Source organism: Williamsia sp. Y712, assembly GCF_059445525.1.
This window is the reverse complement of sequence record NZ_JCAIUN010000004.1, coordinates 568,256-587,182: the sequence shown is the minus strand read 5'-3', so window position 1 is coordinate 587,182 and position 18,927 is coordinate 568,256. Positions and strand designations below refer to the sequence as shown.

Here is an 18,927-nt window from a genome sequence, read left to right as displayed (position 1 = left end):
TGTTCCTTTCACTGTCTGACGGTGAGCGCCCTCGAGCTCGCCGGTACCCAGATGCATGTCGGCCACGTAACTCCGACTCGTCGCGGTATCACCGGTGACATCGATGAGCACATTCCCGATCAAGTGCTGGCTTGGCCCGCATTCGTCGAGGAACCCACGCTGCTGTCGGTGAACATCAACCTGGCTCCCTCACAATCAGAATGTTCCTATCAATTCGATGCGCGGCGGGTGAACTGCAAGTCCTCCGGGTGCGGTTCCCGAAGCATCGTCCAGTAGTCCACGAGACGCCACGGACATGGGACAATGGGACGGCCCTGGCTGTTTCGGTAGTAGCCGGTCGCGTCTTTGCCCGGATGTGCCCACACTGTCTTGTCCAGCGCTTCGTCGACTCGATGGTTGTACTCCGCAAGCGCTTCCGGTTTGACGTCCATTGCTGCATAGCCGTTTTCAACCAGATACTGCAGACATTCGACGATGTAGTGGACGTGCTCTTCGCTGGTGATGTTATGGCCGGCACCGTGATTCGGTGCTGCGTTTGGTCCTGCGGTTACGAACAAGTTGGGAAATCCGTCGATCTGAATGCCCATATAGGCACGGGGATCGTCGCCGTCTTTCCACCTGTCGGCCAACCGTTCTCCATGACGGCCGGTGATGTCGATGTACGAGGCGTACTCCACCTTGAATCCGGTGGCAAGGATGATGACATCTGCGGCTATGAACTCACCATTGCTGAGCGTCATACCGTCCCGGTGTACTTGGCGCGGAGACGTCCGGTGCAGCGAAACATTGTCTCTCTTCAAAGATTCCAGGAATCCAGGGTCTTTGACAATCCTCTTGGAATAGGGCCGGATGTCCGGCGTCAGTTTCTCACGCAGGTCTGGTCGATCCGGGAACGACTGTTCGAGATACGCAAGAGAGACCTGCATGACCAGGTCGTTCTTGGGTGACACCGATAGGTGAGTCGCGGCCCACTCCGGATCGATCCGCGCATTCATGTACAAATTGTCCGAAACGAACCAGTAAGCCCTCAGTCGAAACCAGTTCTGAAAGAACGGGAGATGGCGCATAGCCCACCTCTCGGCCGGTGGCACCTCGTTGACGACGGTCTTTTCCGGCACTATCCAATGGGGACTGCGGACGACGGCAGTCAATTGAGCAACGTCGTCGACGATGTTCGGAATGACCTGCACTGCAGTGCAACCCGTGCCGATTACAACGACGTTTTTGCCCTTGAGGTCGAGCTCTGGATCCCATTCCGCGGTATGGATGACGGTGCCGTCGAACTCAGTGAGTCCCGGGATATCGGGAATGTTCGGGGAGTTGAGAACGCCCAAGGCAGTGACAACTGCGGCAGCCGTATGTGTCTCCGGGGCAGCGTTGGCTGACTGGGTGACGACCGTCCATCGCTGGCAGGATTCATCCCATTGTGCCGACAGCACTCTCGTCGACAGGCGGATGTTCGGTAACAGGTCGTACTTCTCGGCGACCGCGTGCATGTAGTCGAGGTACTCCGGACCCGCGGGGTAGTAGCGGGTCCAGTCCGGATTCAGTTCGAATGAGTATGAGTAGTAGTGGCTGGGGGTGTCGACCGCGGCGCCGGGATAGATATTCCGTGACCACGTGCCACCGATGTCGTCGCGGGCTTCGAATACGGTGTAGCCGAATCCGGCTTCGCCCAGTTTGATCGCCGCATTCAGCCCAACCATCCCCGCGCCAAAGACGATGACGTCGAAGTCGGTGGGGGGTGTTTTGGTGACGGGCACATGACGGCGGTCCAGCTCGAAACCTGCCTGTTCCATCAAGAGGGGGATGAACTCGTCGTCCACCGGGCCGGCCGTGCACAAAGACGCCATCCGCGCGAACAGCTCGGAGTCGGGGACTCCGAGCGTCGCTGACAGATCTGTGGTGAGTACTTGCCTGGCGCGCGCGCGTATCTCGTCGGCGACCTCGGCCGGATACTGTCCAGGGGCCAACGCCGCGGGCCCCGCACCCGCACCGTGTTGGGCCTGCGATCGGGTTGCTTCCTCCTTTAGTGCCGTCTGCGCCTTCGCCAGTTTGTCCTCGAACTCATCGAGCAACGACAGATCGCCGGTTACGTGCACCATCGACATCAACAGCGGGGCGGGCTCGGCTTCATCGATTGCAGACATCAGCGCATCGTGGGTGATCTCCGCGGATGTGGAGACCTCGCTGGGAGTCGTTGTCATCAGGGTCCTTTCGATTGATCACCGCGACGAATCGGATCTGGAATCGCGAGCTGAAACAGCTGACTCGGCACACCGCACGAAGCGGGCCGAGGTTAGAGGTGCACGACCCTGGGCGGGTCGCGTTACTGCCCAGTTGTACGGGTTCGTCGGTTCGCCGGGGGATCCATCTCCCGCTGGACGGGAACGTTTGGACCGCTACTCCGGTGCGGGTTGTCATGCTTCACAGGTATCCGGTGAAACACGGAAAGCGTCCTCGTCGACAGAATCGGAGCGAGCCATGCCATTGTCGCCTGAAGCCCAGCAGATCGTAGATGCGGCCGCGACGCGGTTTCCCGGTGGAATGAGCGCCATGTCGGTGGCAGCCTTGCGCACAGCGCTGGATGTCGGCGCCGTTGTGCCCTCGACAACGATCCATGAGCGCTTTGACCTCCGTGTCCCCAGCGCGAGCGGCGGTGTGCCCGTCCGGGTATATCGACCGTCGTCTGAGGCCGAACTGCCTGTTGTGCAGTGGATGCACAGCGGGGGATTCGTGATCGGAGGCCTCGACCAGAACGACGAGTATCTGCGTCGGCTGTGCAATGCGGCAAATGTGGTGGTCGTTTCGGTCGATTACCGGTTGGCACCGGAACACCCGTATCCGGCTGCGATCGAGGATGTCCGCGCAGTCTGGGAATGGGTCATGACCAGTCCCGTCGAACTCTGTGATCGCGTCAAGTCGATCGCGATCGCCGGCGAAAGTGCCGGGGGCACACTCACGCTGGCGCTGGGGCAGCAGCTAAAGGATGAGAACAGATCTCTGCCGCATGCGCAGATCTGTTTCTACGGAACTGCCGAGACCAGGATATCCAATCCGGACCTTTCGACGAGCCTGCTCAGTCCAGAGGACTGTGAATGGTTCTGGGATCAATACGTGCCCTTGGCAGCGGATCGCAGGAACCCGTACGTCAGCCCCGCCTGCGCTACGGATTTGTCCGGTCTTCCGCCGACACTTGTGGCGACCGCAGAGATCGACGCGACCAGAGACGCAACGGAATACCATGCTCGACGCCTCGAGGCCGCCGGCGTGCAGGTTCAACTGGTGCGGTACGACGGAATGATGCATGGTTTCGCGACCATGCTGACGACCTTGGAACCTGCCGCGAGGTTGTTTGATCGGACGGTGGACTTCCTGCAGCGGAACCTCCACGACCGAGTCTGACCACCCACACCGGCGCAACGGTTCGAGACAGTGTCGAGCAGGTGGTTGGCTTCCATTGAATGGGATGACTTGGTTTCGCACCTCACAGCTGAGCTTATGGTCATCCATGAAGCAAGTGTGACCCACTTCACGACGAAGCGGGCGCCCAAGTTGAAACCGTCTCACGGCGAGTGTCGATCAACGGCGAAAACTGTTGGTGTGTAGGTGATCAACGTTGATGCCCCGTCCGGGTCCTTCGGGGCCCGTTTTCCTCGAAAGGTCTTTCACCATGACCAATGCTGTCGGCGAAACCGTTGCTGCCGCCATCGCAGATGCCAAGGCACGCCTGTTTGAGCCTCGGAAGATCTCGAGCGGGTACTCCTGGCCCGAATGCCCACGGTGGCATAGCAACACCTTCTGGTTCACGGATATGTACACCGGCACAATCAAGAAGCTCGATGCCGATGGGCGGGCGACGGTGGTCATCGACGCCAACGGTCGCGCCGCAAACACCGCTGTACCAATCGTTCTCGGTGGCTTCGGATGGCTCCCCGATGGCAGGCTCATCGTGAACTCGATGCACGAGAAGCTCGTTCTGGTCCATGGAGGTGGCGCACCTGATGATCTGTCTGTCTATGCAGATGTCTCGGAGTTGTCACTCGCGGCCACCAACGACATGGTGGTGGACGCCGACGGCCGCGCCTACATCACCCAACTCGGATTCGACCTCTTCAAGGGCGATGAGCCGGTGGCCTCACCGCTGATAGTCGTGGAGCCGGATGGTTCGGCGACAACGCCGGCTGGTGTGGGGCCGCTCATGTGTGCCAACGGGATTGCCCTGAGCGCAGACGGCACGAAGTTGTACACCGCGGAGGTGATGGCCAACAAGATCACCGTGATAGACCGATCACCTGATGGAACTCTTGGAAATGCAAGAGATTTCGCCTCCTGCCCGTTCCTCCCGGACGGAATCGGACTCGACGACGAGGGTGGGGTGTGGGCGGCCATGCCGGGTAGTGGTCACGTCGTTCGTTTCACCGAGGATGGCATCACCGATGCAATCGAGTTGCCCCTCGCGGAGGGTGTTGCGTCGGCATGCCTCTTGGGTGGACCCGACCGCAGCACGCTGTACATGACCGTGGGGGTCGAGGTCTACGACTTCGAGAAGTCTGCACGTGAAGCGCAAGGAACCATCTGGGTGGCCGACGTCAGGAATCGCGGCGGCGATACCCGTCCCTGAATTCAATCTCCAACGGCAGAAAGTCAAGGAAATCAGCATGGAAACATTGGACTTTGCGCAGAGAGTTGTGATCGTCACCGGAGCGGGCCGAGGCATCGGCCGGGCGCACGCACTACTGCTGGCATCACGCGGTGCATCGGTGGTCGTCGGAGACCTCGGTGCCTGCACTGACGGCTCGGGTACCGATGGTGACGATCCGGCAGCTGAGGTGGTCGCAGAGATCATCGCGGCCGGTGGCAGAGCAGTGGGGTGCACGGGCGACGTCTCTACCGATGAGGGCGCATCCGAACTCGTGCAAACCGCGATCTCGTCGTTCGGGCATCTCGACGCGGTCATCAACAACGCCGGAATCGTACGCACCGCAGCCTTTCGGGACGTCCCCGACACGGAGTACCAGCGCCACCTCGACGTCCACTACTTCGGGACGTTGCGCGTGTGCCGCGCAGCCTGGCCGTATCTGGAGGCGTCGGGGTCAGGGCGGGTGGTCAACACGATCTCGCAGGCGATGTTGGGCAACCCGGGAATGGCCCACTACGGCGGATCCAAGGGCGCCGTGTTCGGATTGACCCGCAACCTGGCGATCGAGGGATACGAAGCGGGCATCCGGGTGAATGCGATTGCACCCGGCGCAGGCACCCGTATGGCCGAGGCCTCCGCTGACACGTTGTCACCGGAGATCATGGAGTACATGCGGACGGCTCTGCTGCCGGAACACGTTGCACCGGTGGCGGCTTATCTCGCCCACGCATCGTGTGAGGTGACCGGGGAGGTCTTCAACGTGGCCGGAGGAACCGTCAATCGTCTTGCGCTGCTGAACACCGTGGGCATTCACGAACCGGGACTGACGGTCGAGACGGTTGCCGAGAGGATCGACCAGATCATGGCCATCACTCCCGACGCCGTGCCCCAAATCGTCATTCCGGCGCAGTTGCCGGTGTCCTGATTCATTTTCCAGCCTGATCGGAGTCACCCATGAGCACAACGGAAGCCACCGCCCCACAGACTGAATATCCATTCGGACCGGTCACCGCGGATGACGCGGTCGATCGGTATCGTGCGATCGCAGCCGATCGGCCGATGACCAAGATGACCATGCCCATCGGAGGTGACGTCTGGGTGCTTCACCGCAACAATGCCGCCCGAAAGATGCTCAGTGACCCCCGCTTTGTGCGCGAACCGTTCCGGACCGGCGAACGTCAGATCCCTTACTTCGTGGAGTTTCCCGACTTTCTGAAGAGCACCATCCAATTCGAGGATCCGCCGCATCACACCAAATTGCGCAAGCTCGTCCAGCGGGCGATCTCACCCAAGCGTGTGAAGGCGATGCGCGACTCGGCCGTCGAGTTCGCAAATCAACTGATCGACGAGATGGTCGCCAAGGGTGCGGCAGCTAATCTCGTCGCGGATTATGCAGTGGCGCTTCCCATCCAGATGATTTGCAATCTGCTCGGGGTGCCGCCGGAGGATCGGGCAAAATTTCAGAAGTGGAGTTCGTCGACCCTCGCCACGGCGAACATGCCCGAAGAAGAGGTCACCGCGAACATGACCGAGTTGGTCGTGTACATGATGGCATTGATCGACGAGCGCCGGCGCGAGCCCCGTGAGGATCTCTTGAGCGACCTCGCCAACGCTCGGGACAAGGACGACAGCCTCACCGACGGCGAGATCTTGCCGATCGCGCTGATCCTCATCATCGCGGGATTCGACAACACGGCCAACTTCATCTGCGCCGGAGCGCTTTCCTTGCTGCGCAATCCCGACCAGTTGGCGATTTTCCTGGAAGATCCGGACGGTGTCGCGCCGACAGCGGTCGAGGAAGTCCTTCGTCACGGACGCATGGCGCTGGGGGAGACGGTCACCGGTGGAGGTGGTCTCGTGCCGTTCGTCGCCACCGAGGACGTCGAGATCGACGGCATGGTGATCGCGAAAGGTGAAGCGGTTCTGGTCGACCCGGCTGCGGTCAACCACGACGGCATCTCGTTCGAGCATGACGAGAAGTTCGACATCCAGCGCAGCCACAACCCGCACCTGACCCTGAGCTACGGGCTGCATCATTGCCTGGGCGCGCCACTGGCACGTATGGAGATGCAGGTAGGGCTGGCAGAACTGTTCAAACGTCTGCCGGGTCTTGAGCTCTCCGGTGATGCGGTCATCGATCAGGACAACCTGACGCTTCCGATCACCGACATGCCGGTGACCTGGTAGGAGAGCTGATGCCCAAAGTGTTTTACGTCGAGCCGGATGGCTCCGAGCGGGTCATCGACGGCGTGGTGGGTGACTCGGTGATGTCGACCGCAGTCCGAAATGGTGTGCGTGGCATTGTCGGCCAATGCGGTGGCACACTGTCCTGCGCCACCTGTCACGTGTATCTCGCACCCGACGATCAACAATATTTCGGGGGACCCGGCGAAGACGAGGAAGACATGCTCGAGTGCACCGCGGCCGATCGCGGGGACACATCACGGCTCTCATGCCAGCTCGAACTTCGCGATGGCATCGATATCCACGTGACGATTCCCGACGAGCAGGTCTGAGAGCGTGCCCGACACACATCCTGGGGAGGGTTTTTCTGCGAATGATGTTGTGGTGGTGGGTGCGTCACACGCAGCAGTGCATTTCGCCGACCGTCTTCGAGCCGGCGGCCACGACGGAGCGATCACGCTGGTGTCGCAGGAGTCTCACCTGCCTTACCAGCGCCCACCGCTGTCGAAGTCCTGGTTGAAAGGCGAGGCCACCGAGGAGAGCATTGTCCTGCGTAGTGCGGATTACTACGCGGACAACAATATTGAGCTCATCACCTCCTGCCGGGTGCATCGCATGACTCGCACCCGCAGCGGTGGGGTGATGCTTGCTATGCGGTACGCGGACGGAAGAGCGACCGAACGCAGGTTCGGCCGTCTCGTACTCGCCACGGGTGCCGGTGCCCGTCGGCTGGCGCTGACCGGCGCCGATCATCCGGATGTTGTCGTTCTTCGAGACCTCGATGACGCCCGCCACCTGGCCGCGCGTATTCCGGCTGGACCGCTGGTGGTTATCGGTGGTGGCTTCGTCGGACTCGAGGTCGCTGCGACAATGCAAGCTCTCGGGGCCGATGTGACCGTCGTGGAGGTGGGCCCTCGCTTGATGGGACGTGCGGTTGGCGCCGGGACCGCCGAATTCATGCGTCAAGCGCACCGCGACATGGGCGTTCAGGTGTTACTCGGCACCCAACCTGCCGAGATCTTGACCGGGCCAGACGGCATCCATGCGGTGCGCTTGTCCGACGGCACTGAACTTCCGGCGTCCACGGTACTCGTCGGAATCGGTGCCGTACCGCGCACTGAACTCGCCACTCAACTCGGCCTGGCCTGCGACAACGGCATCGTCGTCGACGAGCGATGCCTGACCTCCGACGGTTCGACCTTGGCGATCGGGGACTGCACGATGCAGATCTCCTCCGACGGAACCCGGACCCGGCTGGAGTCGGTGGACAATGCGATCGAGCAGGCCAACGCAGCGGCGAGGACGGTACTCGCCGCCGCCCGGCACACCCGACCGGCACCGTGGTTCTGGTCTGATCAGGGGGACTGGAAGATCCAGATGGTGGGCAACGCGACGGGGCACACTTCGGTGGTCACCCGTACAGACCCGGCGAAGCCGCGACGATTGGTCACCTTGTATTTCACCGGCGATTCGTTGACCGGAGCCGAGTGTGTGAACGCGCCCGCCGATTTTGTTGCCCTGCGCTCGGCGTTGAGCCGGGGACACTACCCGACGCGGGAAGTGCTGGCGGACAGCATGATACCGCTGAAGACGCTCTTGACCGCCGCGAACAGCTAAGCAACGTCCGGTGCACTGAGCTGCCGAAAACGGGCGGCGACGATCGCGCCGACCTCGCTCACAGCGTGTCGGGCACGCGCGACGCTCGCGGTCTGCATCGCGAAGCCGTGACCGACGCCCGGGTAGCGCAGTAGTGCGGTCGGCACGCTCGCTTCGCGTAGGCGGTGACCGTAGTCCTCGACCCCATCGCGCAGTGGATCGCCGTGGCCCACAGCGATGACTGCCTGGGGTAGTCCCGTCAGGGATGTCGCCGTTGCCGGAACTCCGTAACAGTCGTCCTCGGCCGGATCGTCGCCGAGGTACAGGTTCTTCATCCAATCGATGTCCTTGGCGCTGAGAAAGGGACTGTCACCGAATTGGTGCATGGAGGGGCGATCGGTGCGCCGTTCGACACCGGGGTAGAACAGGACCTGCTGAAAGACGTCTGGTCCTCCCGCGTCCCGGCTGCGTAGCGCGGTCGCGGCGGCGAGTCCGCCGCCGGCGCTGTCGCCGCCGACACCGATGCGGCGCGCGTCGACACCCCATTGTTTCGATGTGTCGTGCAACCAGGCCAAGGCGGCAAAGGCTTCGTCGTTGGCCACCGGATACGTATGCTCGGGCGCGAGCCGGTAGTCCACATTCACCAGCACTGCCGCGGTCGCGTCGGCGACCTCGCGGGCGAGCCGGTCGAATGAGTCGAGCGATCCCATGATCATGCCTCCGCCGTGGTACCAGACCAGTGCCGGAGCGTGCGTCTGCGGGGCCGACCAGGGGTGATAGACCCGGACCGGCAGTAGGCCGTGGGGCCCATCGATGGTGGCGTCGGCGACTGTTCGCATCGACGGTCCTGGCGGTCTGACGATGGATTCCAGTGTTTGCCGGGCGGCGACGACGCCCACGACGTGCATCGGCCGCGACCCTGCCTCACGCATGCGGCGGACGATCGCCGCGACGTCGGGATCCCAAACGCCTTGATCCGGGTCGTCGGTGTTCGGCAAATCGGTGGTGTGCGCGCTCATGGGGGTCCTGTTCAGAGTTCGGGCCGGGCTGGGCCGGTGGGTGTGGACCCGGTCGCCCGGAGCATGTTCCCGGTGCTGGCCTCGCCGCCTCGGCGATGTTCGTTCATTAGCTCGATGAGTCGTTTGTTGTCGTGCTTTGCCAACGCTTCGATCATCTCGTCGTGCTCGGCCACCACGCGGCGGCGAACCTCGGGATCGTAAAGGTAGGCAGCGTGATACGGCATGGCCATCGTCCACAGTCTGCGCAACTCGGCGATGACGAGATTGAGCGGTGACTGCTCGAAAATTGTGAAATGAAATGCCTGATTCTGTAGGCGCATGTCCAAGATGTCGCCTCGATCGGCGGCCTCGGTGACCTTGTCGCCTTGCGTACGGATATGGGTGAGCGTGGCGTCGTCGAGGTGTCCGATGGTCGCGATGACCTCGCGTTCGAGGGCCGCTCGCATGAGGTAGATCTGATCAAAATCGGTCTGCTGCAGCCTCGCGACCGTATATCCGACGTTGTGGACATGCTGCACAAGGCCTTCTGCGCTGAGTTGACGCAGTGCCTCGCGAATCGGGAGGCGGCTGACACCGAGGCGCTCGGCCATCTCCTCCTGACGGATCGGTTGGCCGGGCAGCAATTCGCCGGTGACGATCAACTTCTCGAGGGCGTCGACCACCCGCTGTGCGGCCCGAGTGACTTCTTTTCGCTCAGGCATGACGTGTTGGCGGTGTCAATCGATACAACAGAACGTCTCCGGTCGGTGGGGGTTGTGCGCGATCATCCGAAGATACCCGCCGATCGGAGCTCGGCGAGATGGTCCGGGGTGTAACCCATCGCAGTGAGGATGTCATCGGTGTCTGCGCCGAGAGGTCGCGCCGGCCGAGGAGAACGATGTGGTGACCTGCTCAGCGAGATCGGAACGCCCACGCCCCGGAATTCCTCGGTGTCGACGAACAGGCCTCGATGCGTCACCTGAGGTGACCGTAGTGCCTCGTCGACGGTGTTGACGGGGCTGGCCGCGACCCCCGCAACCTCCAATCGGGACGCCAGCTCGCTACGGTCGTGGCGGGCGATTCGCGCAGCCAACAGCTCCACGAGGGCATCCCGGTTGGCGTGCCGTTGGCCGTTGTTCCGGAATCGGGGATCGGTTGCCAGTTCGGGGATTCCGAGCACCTCGGTCAAGGCTTGGAACTGGCGGTTGTTGGCCGCGCTCACGAATAGATCCCCGTCCTTTGCGCGAAAGACCTGGTAGGGCACCACAGTGGGATGGAAGTCGCCGGTGCGCCGCGGGATTTTTCCGCTCTCGGCCCAGTTCGCTGCATGTGGATGCAAAAGTGAGATGACCGAGTCGAGCAACGTCATATCGACGAGTTGACCGAGCCCGCTGCGCTGACGTTCGAGCATTGCGAGCAGAATTCCGCTCACCGCCAGGTTTGCGGCGACGATATCTACGATCGGTACTCCGACTCGGAGCGGACCACCGTCGGCGTAACCGTTGACACTCATCAGGCCACCGAACGACTGGAGTACGGCGTCATATCCGGGTAGCCCACCCATCGGTCCGTCGACACCAAAACCGGTGATCCGACAGTAGATCAGCGCCGGGTTCGCCTGGGCGAGCACAGTTTCGTAGTCGAATCCCCACCGGGCCATGGTGCCGGCCTTGAAGTTTTCCACGATGACATCGGCGCCGGCGAGCAGGTGGCCGAGCAGTTCGCGACCCTCGTCGGTGCTCAGGTCGACGCAGATGTTCTCCTTGCTGTGGTTGAGGCTTGCGTAGTAGGCGCTGCTGGTGTTCGAGTCCACGAAAGGTGGCCCCCATCCGCGTGTCTCGTCACCGGTCGGCGCTTCGACTTTGATCACCTCGGCGCCGTGGTCGGCAAGTGTTTGCGCGGTGTAGGGGCCGGCCAGGACCCGGCTCAGGTCCAATACGCGGACGCCACTGAGGACACCGTTGTCCTCATGCGAATCTGCGGTCCGCCAGGCGGACCTGCCGCAGACCGCGGGCCATTCGACAGCACTCGCGGTGTTGCCTGAGATCTTCGTGGTGGGCTTCACTGCGGCTTCTCCTCTGCGGTCGATTCCAGGCCAACCACCGCATCCCACAGGTCGACCTGATTGTCGAGAACCTGTGCTGCAATGTATTCCGCCCATCGGCGTTCAGAACCATGTCGATCACGCCACGTCCACAGGGACGTCGTGAACCTACCAAGGCGATGCTCGGAGGTGAATCCGATCGCGCCATGGATTTGGTGGCCGGCCGCGGCAACCTCGCGGGCTGACGATGATGTGATGAGCTTGGCGACGGCAATCGCCATCGAGGCGTTGCCGGATCCCTTTGTCTCGACCGCTGACGCGGTTGCGGTGTCGACGAAGGCGGTGAGAGCTACCAAGCCTGCCAGTCGCTGTTGGATGGCTTGGAACTTGGCCAGTGGCCGTCCGAACTGTGTGCGTTCGGTTGCGTAGCGGCATGTTTCGTCGCGGATTGCACGCGTCACCGCACCCAGCGCGACAGCATAGGCGAGCGCAGCTCGTTGATCGAACTCCGTACGATCGATCGGTGACGGCGCGTGAAACAGTGTGGGGGTCGCGGCGAAGGTGACCGTACCCACCGAAGCTCCGAGCAGGTCCGTCCCTGGCGCCACGGTGAGGCGGTCATTCGACAGATCAATGACGGCTACGGAGGGGTGGTCGCCGGCTCCCTTGCCGGTGAGGAGCAGAACGAGGGTGTCGGCCGCCCCGACGTGGACGACGTCGGTGACGACACCGTCGAGTACAACTCCGGTGCCGGACTCGCGGGCGAGGCAACGATCGGCTGCCACCGCCACAGTCGCGGTACCCCCCGTGAGTAGGTGACCGGCTGTAGCTGCCAACCAGGACGCAAGGATGGTGTGCTCCAGGTATGGTGTCAGCGCGCCCTTTTCGGTTATCGCCGAGAGCACTGCCAGGGCGTCGGCCAGATCACCGCCGCTCCCGCCGGACTCTTCGGGTATGCCGATAACGGTGAAACCCGCATCGGTCAGTGCTGCCCAGAGCGCGATGTCCACCTGTCCGGGTGAACGGGTGTCAATACCGAGACGATCCACCATTGCGTTTGCCGCAGAGACCAATTCGGCAGTCAACTCAGTCATCGGACCCCCAGTCCTCGGGCGACGATACCCCGCAGGATCTCGTTGGTGCCTCCACGTAGCGTGAAAGCTGGTGTGTGCAGGACGCTGGTCGCCAGAAGATGGGCGAATGGAGTGCCGCCCACACGCATGGCGGTTGGTGCACCCGATGACCGGATGGCCTCGACGAGGTCGCCTTCGAAGGTGGAACCGAGATCCTTGACCATCGCGGCCAGCGTGTCGGGCTTGCCGCCGGCAGCCAACTCGGCGGCCACCGCCAGGGACATGCGGCGCAGCGCCCATGCACGCGCGGTCAGAGTGCCCAGCGTCACCCGTTGTTCGTCTGTCGCGCCGTCTCGACGCAGGAGTTCTGACCACGACCGCAGGAGCGGCATCGTGGACAGGTAGCGTTCGGGACCCGAACGCTCAAAAGCGAGTTCGCTCATCACCTGCTGCCACCCGCCGCCGCGCCGGCCGAGTAGCGCATCGGATCCAACTTGGGCATCGTGAAAGATGACCTCGTTGAAATGTGTAGCGCCATCGATACTTTGGAGTGGACGGATCTCGATGTCCGGGTTTGGTAGGTCGACGACGAACTGAGATAGCCCTTCGTGGCGGTCTCCTGCTTCTCCATCGCTACGCGCCAGCAGCACCATTGCGTGGGCGAGGTGGGCACCTGTGGTCCAGACCTTGGTCCCGCTGATCGACCATGAACCGTCCGCATGACCCGTCGCCCGTGTCCGGACGGCTGCCAGATCCGATCCCGCGTCGGGTTCGCTCATGCCGATGGCAAAGAAGAGCCGCCCCTGCGCGATACCGGGTAGGTAACGCTCTTTCTGCGTCGCGGAGCCGTTTGCCAGAATCCCCGGAGCCATCTGGCGATCGGCGATCCAGTGCGCGGCAACGGGGGCCCCGTGGGCCAGCAGCTCTTCGGTCACTACGAATCGTTCGAGTGCACTGCGACCGTGGCCTCCGTGGACGGCCGGGATGGTCATACCGAGCAAGCCGTGTTGCCCTAAGCGCCTACTGAAGGCAGCGTCGAATCCGGTCATCCAACTGTCCGTGGTGGGAGTGAACGCTCCAGAGTCGAGTTCTGCTCTGAGGAATGCCCGGACCTCGCGCCGTAGACCTTCGAGCTCCGCATCGGTGATGGTGGCCGTCGACGTTGCTGGTGTCGTGGTCATGAATGCCGGGGTCCTCGTGAAGACCAATTGCTCTGACCCTTGCGGGACATCGACCACATCTGGACGCCGCGCTCGATCTCGAGTGCCGATGACCAGCTGACTCCGGGTGGGCCGAGTTCCAGTCGGGCACTGATCATCACGCGTCGGGTCAATTCAGGATCCGCGGCCGCCGGGCCGGTCAGTTCACCGATGTAGGAGTCGATCTCGTCGTCTGGAACAGCCGCGTGCGCCAACCCGCGTTGCACGGCCTGTTCGCCGGTGAGGGAGTGTCCGCAGGCGGCCATCGCGACGGTCTCCGACCAACCGACCGCACGCCCGAGCAAGGCGAGGTGACCGCCTCCAGGGTGGATGCTGCGCGCCAGGAAACCACTTTCGAGAACGGCATCGGGAGTGATCACCATCAGGTCGGCGGCCATGGCCAGGTTCAAGCCGGCTCCGACGGCGCCTCCTGTCACCCGGGCAATTGTCGGTACCGGCAGGTTGCCGACCCGCACGAATGCGCCGTAGACGGCAGACGTGCGCGCGACCGCGTCCGGTGATGCCGGATCCGATGAGGAGGCCGCGAGATCACGGGTGTCGGCGCCACTGCAGAAGTATTCTCCCGCAGCGCTCACCACCACCGCACCTATGTCCGTGTCGCGTTCCACCTGATCGCAGAATTCGCCTATCAGCGCGGCCATCTCGAGCGTGATCGCATTTTTGCGCCGTGGATTGTTCAGGGTGAGGTGAGCGACACCGGCGGAGACCGCGGTGAGAATCGGAGCCGCGACCACCGCGGGTTTCTCGGTTGTCATGTCGGCCACGCTAACAGATTGGATACTAAATAGAATCCAATATTGATTGACAATTATGCGCCGCTCCAGTGAACTGGAGCACATTCGTTCGAGACGACGAGCCGCTCGCGGCCGCGACAAGGAGTGCATGTGTTCAGCTTGGAAGGTCAGATCGCGTTGGTGTCCGGTGCGGGGCAAAGTGTTGGCGAGGGGATCGCGAAAGTACTTGCGCGCCAAGGAGCCACGGTCATCGTCAATGACTTGTATGCGGATCGGGCGGAGAAGGTGGTGGCGGAGATCATTGCAGAGGGTAACGCTGCGATCGCCGCCCCGTTCGACGTGACCGACCTGGACGCGGTCACCGAGTCGGTCCGCGGCGCCGAGAAAGAGCTGGGTGGCCACGTCAGCATCCTGGTGAACAACGCCGGCGTCGCAGAAGGGCGTAACCACAGTCCTTTTCGGGAGCTCTCGCCGCAGCAGTGGGCACCTTCGATCGATCTCAACATCTACGGTGCGATGAACTGCATCAAGAGCGTCATCGATGGAATGTGCGATGGGGGATGGGGTCGTATCGTGCAGATCTCTTCGGGCTCCGCCCGCACCGGGCAGAACATCAATGTATCGATGTATGCCACCGGTAAGAGTGGGATCGAGGGGTTCATCCGGCACCTCGCCGCTGAGATCGGGCAGTTCGGTGTCACCGCGAACATCGTGGCACTCGGCCATCAGAAGAACCTGGAGGAGAAGATGTCCGCGGAGGCGATCGAGAACATCCTTGCCACCATCCCGATCGGACGTCTGGGAGACCCGATCGAAGTAGGGGCCTTCTGCGCGTATCTGTCGTCCAATGAGGCGGGCGGCCTGACCGGCCAGACGCTGGACTTCAACGGAGGGTCACAGACCCGATGATCACGAGCGTTGATCCTGTTCCGAATATATTGTCACTCACCGCTATCCGGGTTTCTGACCTGTCGAGTTCGCTCGATTTCTACACGGCTGGTTGCGGCTTCGTACGCGGAGCAGAGTTCGGCACCCCGGAGTATGAGGTCGTGGTCGTCCGGGCTGGAGCAGCCGGGATGGAACTGATGGCGGCCCGAGACGGACAACCGATCGCCGAGGCCGATCACGGCAACATGTTCGTCAAGGTGGTCGTCAACACCGCAGACACGGCGGCGCAGGTTGCGTGCGCGGTGGCGCACGGCGGCACCGTGGAAGTGCCTGTCACCGTGTTGGAAGAATACGGGGGAATGGTGATCGCGATGGTCCGTGACCCGGACGGATACCTGGTCGAGTTCACTCAGAAACCACGAGCCGACCAGGACCACTGAGTGGGAACCTCCACGTCGCAATCGTGCTGCCGCGCTTAAGGTCACGCAAATCTCAACGAAGCGCAGCGACAGGGAGTATTTGACGATGGACTGGGACAAGTCGTACGACGTGGTGGTGGTGGGTTCGGGCGGAGCTGCCCTGGCAGGCGCTCTGGCGGCGGTTGCTCGTGGACTGTCGACCTGCGTGATCGAGAAGACCCACCTGTTCGGTGGGACCTCGGCATATTCCGGGGGAAGCGTTTGGCTGCCCGGGAATCATGTCCTGGCCCGCGATGGTGTCGATGATTCGATCGAGAAAGGCCTGACCTACTTCAGCGCGGTGGTCGGTGGCCACACTGCACCAGAGGTGCAACGGGCATTCGTCGAGACCGGTCCTCAGGTTGTCGAGTTCCTCGAGAGCTCGGTCGGAATCCCCATGGAACACCGGCCTTTTCCCGATTACTTCGATGCTCCCGGGCGCAGTGCGAACGGGCGCAGCATCTTTGCGAAGTCGATTTCGGCACTGGAGTTGGGCGACCGATTGGCAGACATTCGTCCGACGGTGGCGCAGGATCAGTTCGGTGCCGAGGTCGACCGCTCGGTGCTGGACGGGGGCCAGGCCTGGATCGCTCGTATGGTGCAGGCCTTGGACAACTCGGATAACGCCGATCTGCGACTCGAGACCGCCGCGCAGCACCTCCTGCAGGATGAGTCGAAGCGCGTGATCGGAGTTAATGTACAGACAAGTGACGGCCCGAAGCAATTCCGTGCGCGGGCGGGTGTCCTCCTCGCAGCGGGTGGCTTTGAACGCTCCGCGACGTTGCGCGCAACACACCAGCAGATGCCAACCGCCGATTGGACGTCCTCGCACCCGGCAACCGGTGGCGGTGACGCCCTCGAGATGATCCAGGAAGTCGGTGCGGCCACGGCGTTCCTCGACCAATCGTGGTGGTGCCCGGCGACACTGTTCCCGAACGGGCATGCCGCATTCACGCTGGGTCTGCGGGCGGGAATCGTCGTCGACTCGACGGGTGAGCGGTTCGCAAACGAGATGCTCCCGTATGACCAGATGGGTCGGGCGATGCGCAGCCGGATGGAGCACGGTCAGGGTGATGCATTCTGGTTCATCTTTGACAACCGGTTCGGTGATGACCTGCCCGCCATCTGCATGCCGATGCCCGAGCCGGCGGCGTTCGAGGAGGCCGGACTCTGGCACACGGCCCCAACCGTCGGTGCTCTCGCCGAGAAGCTGGGTCTGGACCCGGTCACGCTGGTCACGGCGGTCGATCGCTTCAACAGTCAGGCTCGCGCCGGGCGTGACGAGGACTTCCGTCGCGGCGAGGACCCGTTCGGTCAGTTCTTTGTGGGCGCCAACTCGGCTGGTCCCTGTCTGCAGCAGTTGGACGGCTCGCGCTTCCACGCGGTGCGCCTGGTGCTCGGCGATCTCGGCACCAAAGGCGGCGCAGTCATCAACATTGACGGTGCAGTGATGCGGGAGGACGGTTCGACCGTTGCAGGGCTGTTCGCCGCGGGGAACTCGTCGGCGTCCATCTCGGGTGCGGCATATCCTGCCCCGGGGGTACCGCTCGGCACGGGCATGGTCATGGCATACCGCGCCGTTGCGGTGATGGCCGGCGCAGTCAACGCTGCTACCGCGACGTCGGAGTAGTGCAGGCCCGGACCGCGGTGGTGCCGTTGTGCCAGCCGCGTCCGGGAACCGCGCAGACGGGACAGAAGTCTCGACTCAGTGCGTGGCGAGGTCCGCCGCCACACAACTTTCCCAGATCTCGCGTGCGGCGACACGAAGTGGCCCAACCAGTTTGCGGTAATCCAACGACATCGCCGGGCCGCAGACCGAGAGCCCACCGAGGTTGCCGTAGATGTGGTCTGGCGGTCCGATGGACACGCCCACGCACCCGATGCCCGGGAATGCTTCACCGCGATCGAAGGCGGCACCGCGATCACGGATCAGACCGAGTTCGTCGTCGAGTTGCCGACGCGAGGTGATGCTCTGGCTGGTCCGACCGATCGGGCTACCGTCCTCGTTGAGGCGTAGATCGCTCCACAATGCGGTTCGCTGGGCTCCTTCGGCGTGCGCGAGCATCACTTTGCCCGCGGCTGTGAGGTGTATCGGTATGCGCTGCCCAACCGCCGAAGGTGTTGCGCCCGAAGCGCGGCCGTTGACCTTGGCGAGATAGATGGTCTCTCCGCCGACCGGGCCCGCGAGCTGGATGGTGAACCCGGTGCGCTGAGCAAAGGTGTGCATCAGGGGCCGGGCACGCTGCAGAAGCCGGTTCTGGTTGAGCGCAGCCTGACCCATTTCGTAGGCCTTGGCGCCGAACTCGTATGTCTGCTCCGGCGTACGCGCCAACCAGCTCTCGGCGGTCAGTTGTTCGAGCAAACGGTGCACGGACGAGCGGGGGAGCCCGGTCCGTGCGGTCACCTGAGCCAGTGTCAGTGGACCGGCTCCGTTGAACGTTTCCAACACCAAAGAGATTCGTCCGACAACCGACACTGGACCACTGCCGGTGCGTATTCTGCTCACTCGATCTCCTGACCTGCTGAATCATCTGTGATGGGGATCACGGTACCGTGTCCGCCGCGCAGCTGAAACCGCATTGGTGGACGGGACGTGTCAGGCCTGACGTCCGGGCGGCGCCTCACGACCATCGAACGGTCGGCTCAGGCCCTGCGCATGTGGCCGTACTGTTCGCGGATTGCCGATCGTGGCACACCCGCGCGATCGATCGTGTTCGAGCCGACGGAACCCGACAAGCCGGACTTCGGCTATCGCGCAGGCCAGTTCATCACAGTACGGGCACCTGTGTCCTCTGAGCTCGGGGGATGTGCACCAGACCAGCAACGAGGTTCTTGCCGCCGAAGACATCGCGGACGGCCACATCCTGGCGTGCCAGGCAGAGCCGTTGACCGAACGAATCACGATTGAGTACGGAGATCCCGAAAAATTCTGCTACTGAACATGTTCGGTGACGCAGTGTAGGAATTCCGCCCGATCCTCGAAACGTCGGGCCGGGCTCGCAGCACATGGCATCCCATTCTTCGGGAGACGTGCATCACAGGCTCTCAGTTGCTTGGGAAGCTGATCACACCAAGACGCAGAAAGTCATC

The 18,927-nt window shown here is 62.7% G+C and carries 17 protein-coding genes and 1 pseudogene; 9 read left to right on the top strand and 9 right to left on the bottom strand.

Annotated elements, in window-relative coordinates; translation table 11 throughout:
* Positions 1 to 6 precede the first annotated feature (6 nt).
* Positions 7 to 159: pseudogene (locus tag AC1D75_RS25905) on the bottom strand (nuclear transport factor 2 family protein); the annotation flags it as partial.
* Between the two features lie 50 nt (positions 160 to 209).
* Positions 210 to 2,207 (bottom strand): flavin-containing monooxygenase, encoded by a 1,998-nt coding sequence (locus tag AC1D75_RS25900; protein ID WP_495518176.1) that lies wholly within the window; start codon positions 2,205 to 2,207, stop codon positions 210 to 212.
* Between the two features lie 277 nt (positions 2,208 to 2,484).
* Here AC1D75_RS25900 and AC1D75_RS25895 point away from each other — a divergent pair, with 277 nt between their 5' ends.
* From AC1D75_RS25895 to AC1D75_RS25870, 6 genes are all read left to right on the top strand, one after another.
* A complete protein-coding gene (locus tag AC1D75_RS25895; protein WP_495518175.1) occupies positions 2,485 to 3,405 on the top strand; it encodes an alpha/beta hydrolase in 921 nt (306 codons plus the stop codon).
* Between the two features lie 268 nt (positions 3,406 to 3,673).
* The gene (locus tag AC1D75_RS25890; protein WP_495518174.1) at positions 3,674 to 4,624 is read left to right on the top strand and encodes an SMP-30/gluconolactonase/LRE family protein; all 951 of its coding nucleotides are present in this window, start codon (positions 3,674 to 3,676) and stop codon (positions 4,622 to 4,624) included.
* Positions 4,625 to 4,661: 37 nt separating this feature from the next.
* A complete protein-coding gene (locus AC1D75_RS25885; protein WP_495518173.1) occupies positions 4,662 to 5,567 on the top strand; it encodes an SDR family NAD(P)-dependent oxidoreductase in 906 nt (301 codons plus the stop codon).
* A gap of 29 nt (positions 5,568 to 5,596) precedes the next feature.
* Positions 5,597 to 6,829, top strand: coding sequence for a cytochrome P450 (locus tag AC1D75_RS25880; protein ID WP_495518172.1), 1,233 nt, complete (start codon positions 5,597 to 5,599; stop codon positions 6,827 to 6,829).
* Positions 6,830 to 6,837: 8 nt separating this feature from the next.
* On the top strand, positions 6,838 to 7,158 hold the full coding sequence (locus tag AC1D75_RS25875; protein ID WP_495518171.1) for a 2Fe-2S iron-sulfur cluster-binding protein: 321 nt from the start codon (positions 6,838 to 6,840) through the stop codon (positions 7,156 to 7,158).
* A 55-nt stretch (positions 7,159 to 7,213) separates the two neighbouring features.
* Positions 7,214 to 8,443, top strand: a complete 1,230-nt coding sequence (locus tag AC1D75_RS25870; RefSeq protein WP_495518170.1) for an NAD(P)/FAD-dependent oxidoreductase — start codon at positions 7,214 to 7,216, stop codon at positions 8,441 to 8,443.
* Here the strand turns inward: AC1D75_RS25870 and AC1D75_RS25865 are convergent.
* From AC1D75_RS25865 to AC1D75_RS25840, 6 genes are all read right to left on the bottom strand, one after another.
* Positions 8,440 to 9,441: an alpha/beta hydrolase gene (locus AC1D75_RS25865; RefSeq protein ID WP_495518169.1), complete on the bottom strand. Its 1,002-nt coding sequence runs from the start codon at positions 9,439 to 9,441 to the stop codon at positions 8,440 to 8,442. The two genes, AC1D75_RS25870 and AC1D75_RS25865, sit on opposite strands and share 4 nt — an antisense overlap.
* An 11-nt stretch (positions 9,442 to 9,452) precedes the next feature.
* Positions 9,453 to 10,142, bottom strand: a complete 690-nt coding sequence (locus AC1D75_RS25860; RefSeq protein WP_495518168.1) for a GntR family transcriptional regulator — start codon at positions 10,140 to 10,142, stop codon at positions 9,453 to 9,455.
* A gap of 62 nt (positions 10,143 to 10,204) precedes the next feature.
* Positions 10,205 to 11,467, bottom strand: coding sequence for a CaiB/BaiF CoA transferase family protein (locus AC1D75_RS25855; RefSeq protein ID WP_495518426.1), 1,263 nt, complete (start codon positions 11,465 to 11,467; stop codon positions 10,205 to 10,207).
* 14 nt (positions 11,468 to 11,481) lie between these two features.
* Positions 11,482 to 12,558, bottom strand: coding sequence for an acyl-CoA dehydrogenase family protein (locus tag AC1D75_RS25850; RefSeq protein ID WP_495518167.1), 1,077 nt, complete (start codon positions 12,556 to 12,558; stop codon positions 11,482 to 11,484).
* Positions 12,555 to 13,718: an acyl-CoA dehydrogenase family protein gene (locus AC1D75_RS25845; protein WP_495518166.1), complete on the bottom strand. Its 1,164-nt coding sequence runs from the start codon at positions 13,716 to 13,718 to the stop codon at positions 12,555 to 12,557. Before AC1D75_RS25845 ends, AC1D75_RS25850 begins: the two co-directional genes overlap by 4 nt.
* Positions 13,715 to 14,512 (bottom strand): enoyl-CoA hydratase-related protein, encoded by a 798-nt coding sequence (locus tag AC1D75_RS25840; protein WP_495518165.1) that lies wholly within the window; start codon positions 14,510 to 14,512, stop codon positions 13,715 to 13,717. The genes AC1D75_RS25845 and AC1D75_RS25840 overlap by 4 nt, the downstream gene beginning before the upstream one ends.
* 129 nt (positions 14,513 to 14,641) lie before the next feature.
* Between AC1D75_RS25840 and AC1D75_RS25835 the strand changes: the two genes are divergently transcribed.
* The 3 genes from AC1D75_RS25835 to AC1D75_RS25825 all read left to right on the top strand — a co-directional run bounded on the left by AC1D75_RS25835 (position 14,642) and on the right by AC1D75_RS25825 (position 17,467).
* A complete protein-coding gene (locus AC1D75_RS25835) occupies positions 14,642 to 15,400 on the top strand; it encodes an SDR family NAD(P)-dependent oxidoreductase (RefSeq protein ID WP_495518164.1) in 759 nt (252 codons plus the stop codon).
* 29 nt (positions 15,401 to 15,429) lie between these two features.
* On the top strand, positions 15,430 to 15,819 hold the full coding sequence (locus AC1D75_RS25830; protein WP_495518163.1) for a VOC family protein: 390 nt from the start codon (positions 15,430 to 15,432) through the stop codon (positions 15,817 to 15,819).
* Between the two features lie 85 nt (positions 15,820 to 15,904).
* Positions 15,905 to 17,467: an FAD-dependent oxidoreductase gene (locus tag AC1D75_RS25825; protein ID WP_495518162.1), complete on the top strand. Its 1,563-nt coding sequence runs from the start codon at positions 15,905 to 15,907 to the stop codon at positions 17,465 to 17,467.
* Between the two features lie 75 nt (positions 17,468 to 17,542).
* Here the strand turns inward: AC1D75_RS25825 and AC1D75_RS25820 are convergent, their stop codons facing one another.
* On the bottom strand, positions 17,543 to 18,334 hold the full coding sequence (locus tag AC1D75_RS25820; protein ID WP_495518425.1) for an IclR family transcriptional regulator: 792 nt from the start codon (positions 18,332 to 18,334) through the stop codon (positions 17,543 to 17,545).
* Between the last annotated feature and the right edge of the window lie 593 nt (positions 18,335 to 18,927).

Excerpts from the sequence above, each read along its gene's own strand:
- AC1D75_RS25875 (WP_495518171.1), top strand. The coding sequence starts at position 6,838 with ATGCCCAAAGTGTTTTACGTCGAGCCGGATGGCTCCGAGCGGGTCATC.
- AC1D75_RS25860 (WP_495518168.1), bottom strand. The coding sequence starts at position 10,142 with ATGCCTGAGCGAAAAGAAGTCACTCGGGCCGCACAGCGGGTGGTCGAC.
- AC1D75_RS25825 (WP_495518162.1), top strand. The coding sequence starts at position 15,905 with ATGGACTGGGACAAGTCGTACGACGTGGTGGTGGTGGGTTCGGGCGGA.
- AC1D75_RS25865 (WP_495518169.1), bottom strand. The coding sequence starts at position 9,441 with ATGAGCGCGCACACCACCGATTTGCCGAACACCGACGACCCGGATCAA.
- AC1D75_RS25900 (WP_495518176.1), bottom strand. The coding sequence starts at position 2,207 with ATGACAACGACTCCCAGCGAGGTCTCCACATCCGCGGAGATCACCCAC.
- AC1D75_RS25845 (WP_495518166.1), bottom strand. The coding sequence starts at position 13,718 with ATGACCACGACACCAGCAACGTCGACGGCCACCATCACCGATGCGGAG.
- AC1D75_RS25840 (WP_495518165.1), bottom strand. The coding sequence starts at position 14,512 with ATGACAACCGAGAAACCCGCGGTGGTCGCGGCTCCGATTCTCACCGCG.
- AC1D75_RS25850 (WP_495518167.1), bottom strand. The coding sequence starts at position 12,558 with ATGACTGAGTTGACTGCCGAATTGGTCTCTGCGGCAAACGCAATGGTG.
- AC1D75_RS25890 (WP_495518174.1), top strand. The coding sequence starts at position 3,674 with ATGACCAATGCTGTCGGCGAAACCGTTGCTGCCGCCATCGCAGATGCC.
- AC1D75_RS25880 (WP_495518172.1), top strand. The coding sequence starts at position 5,597 with ATGAGCACAACGGAAGCCACCGCCCCACAGACTGAATATCCATTCGGA.
- AC1D75_RS25895 (WP_495518175.1), top strand. The coding sequence starts at position 2,485 with ATGCCATTGTCGCCTGAAGCCCAGCAGATCGTAGATGCGGCCGCGACG.
- AC1D75_RS25885 (WP_495518173.1), top strand. The coding sequence starts at position 4,662 with ATGGAAACATTGGACTTTGCGCAGAGAGTTGTGATCGTCACCGGAGCG.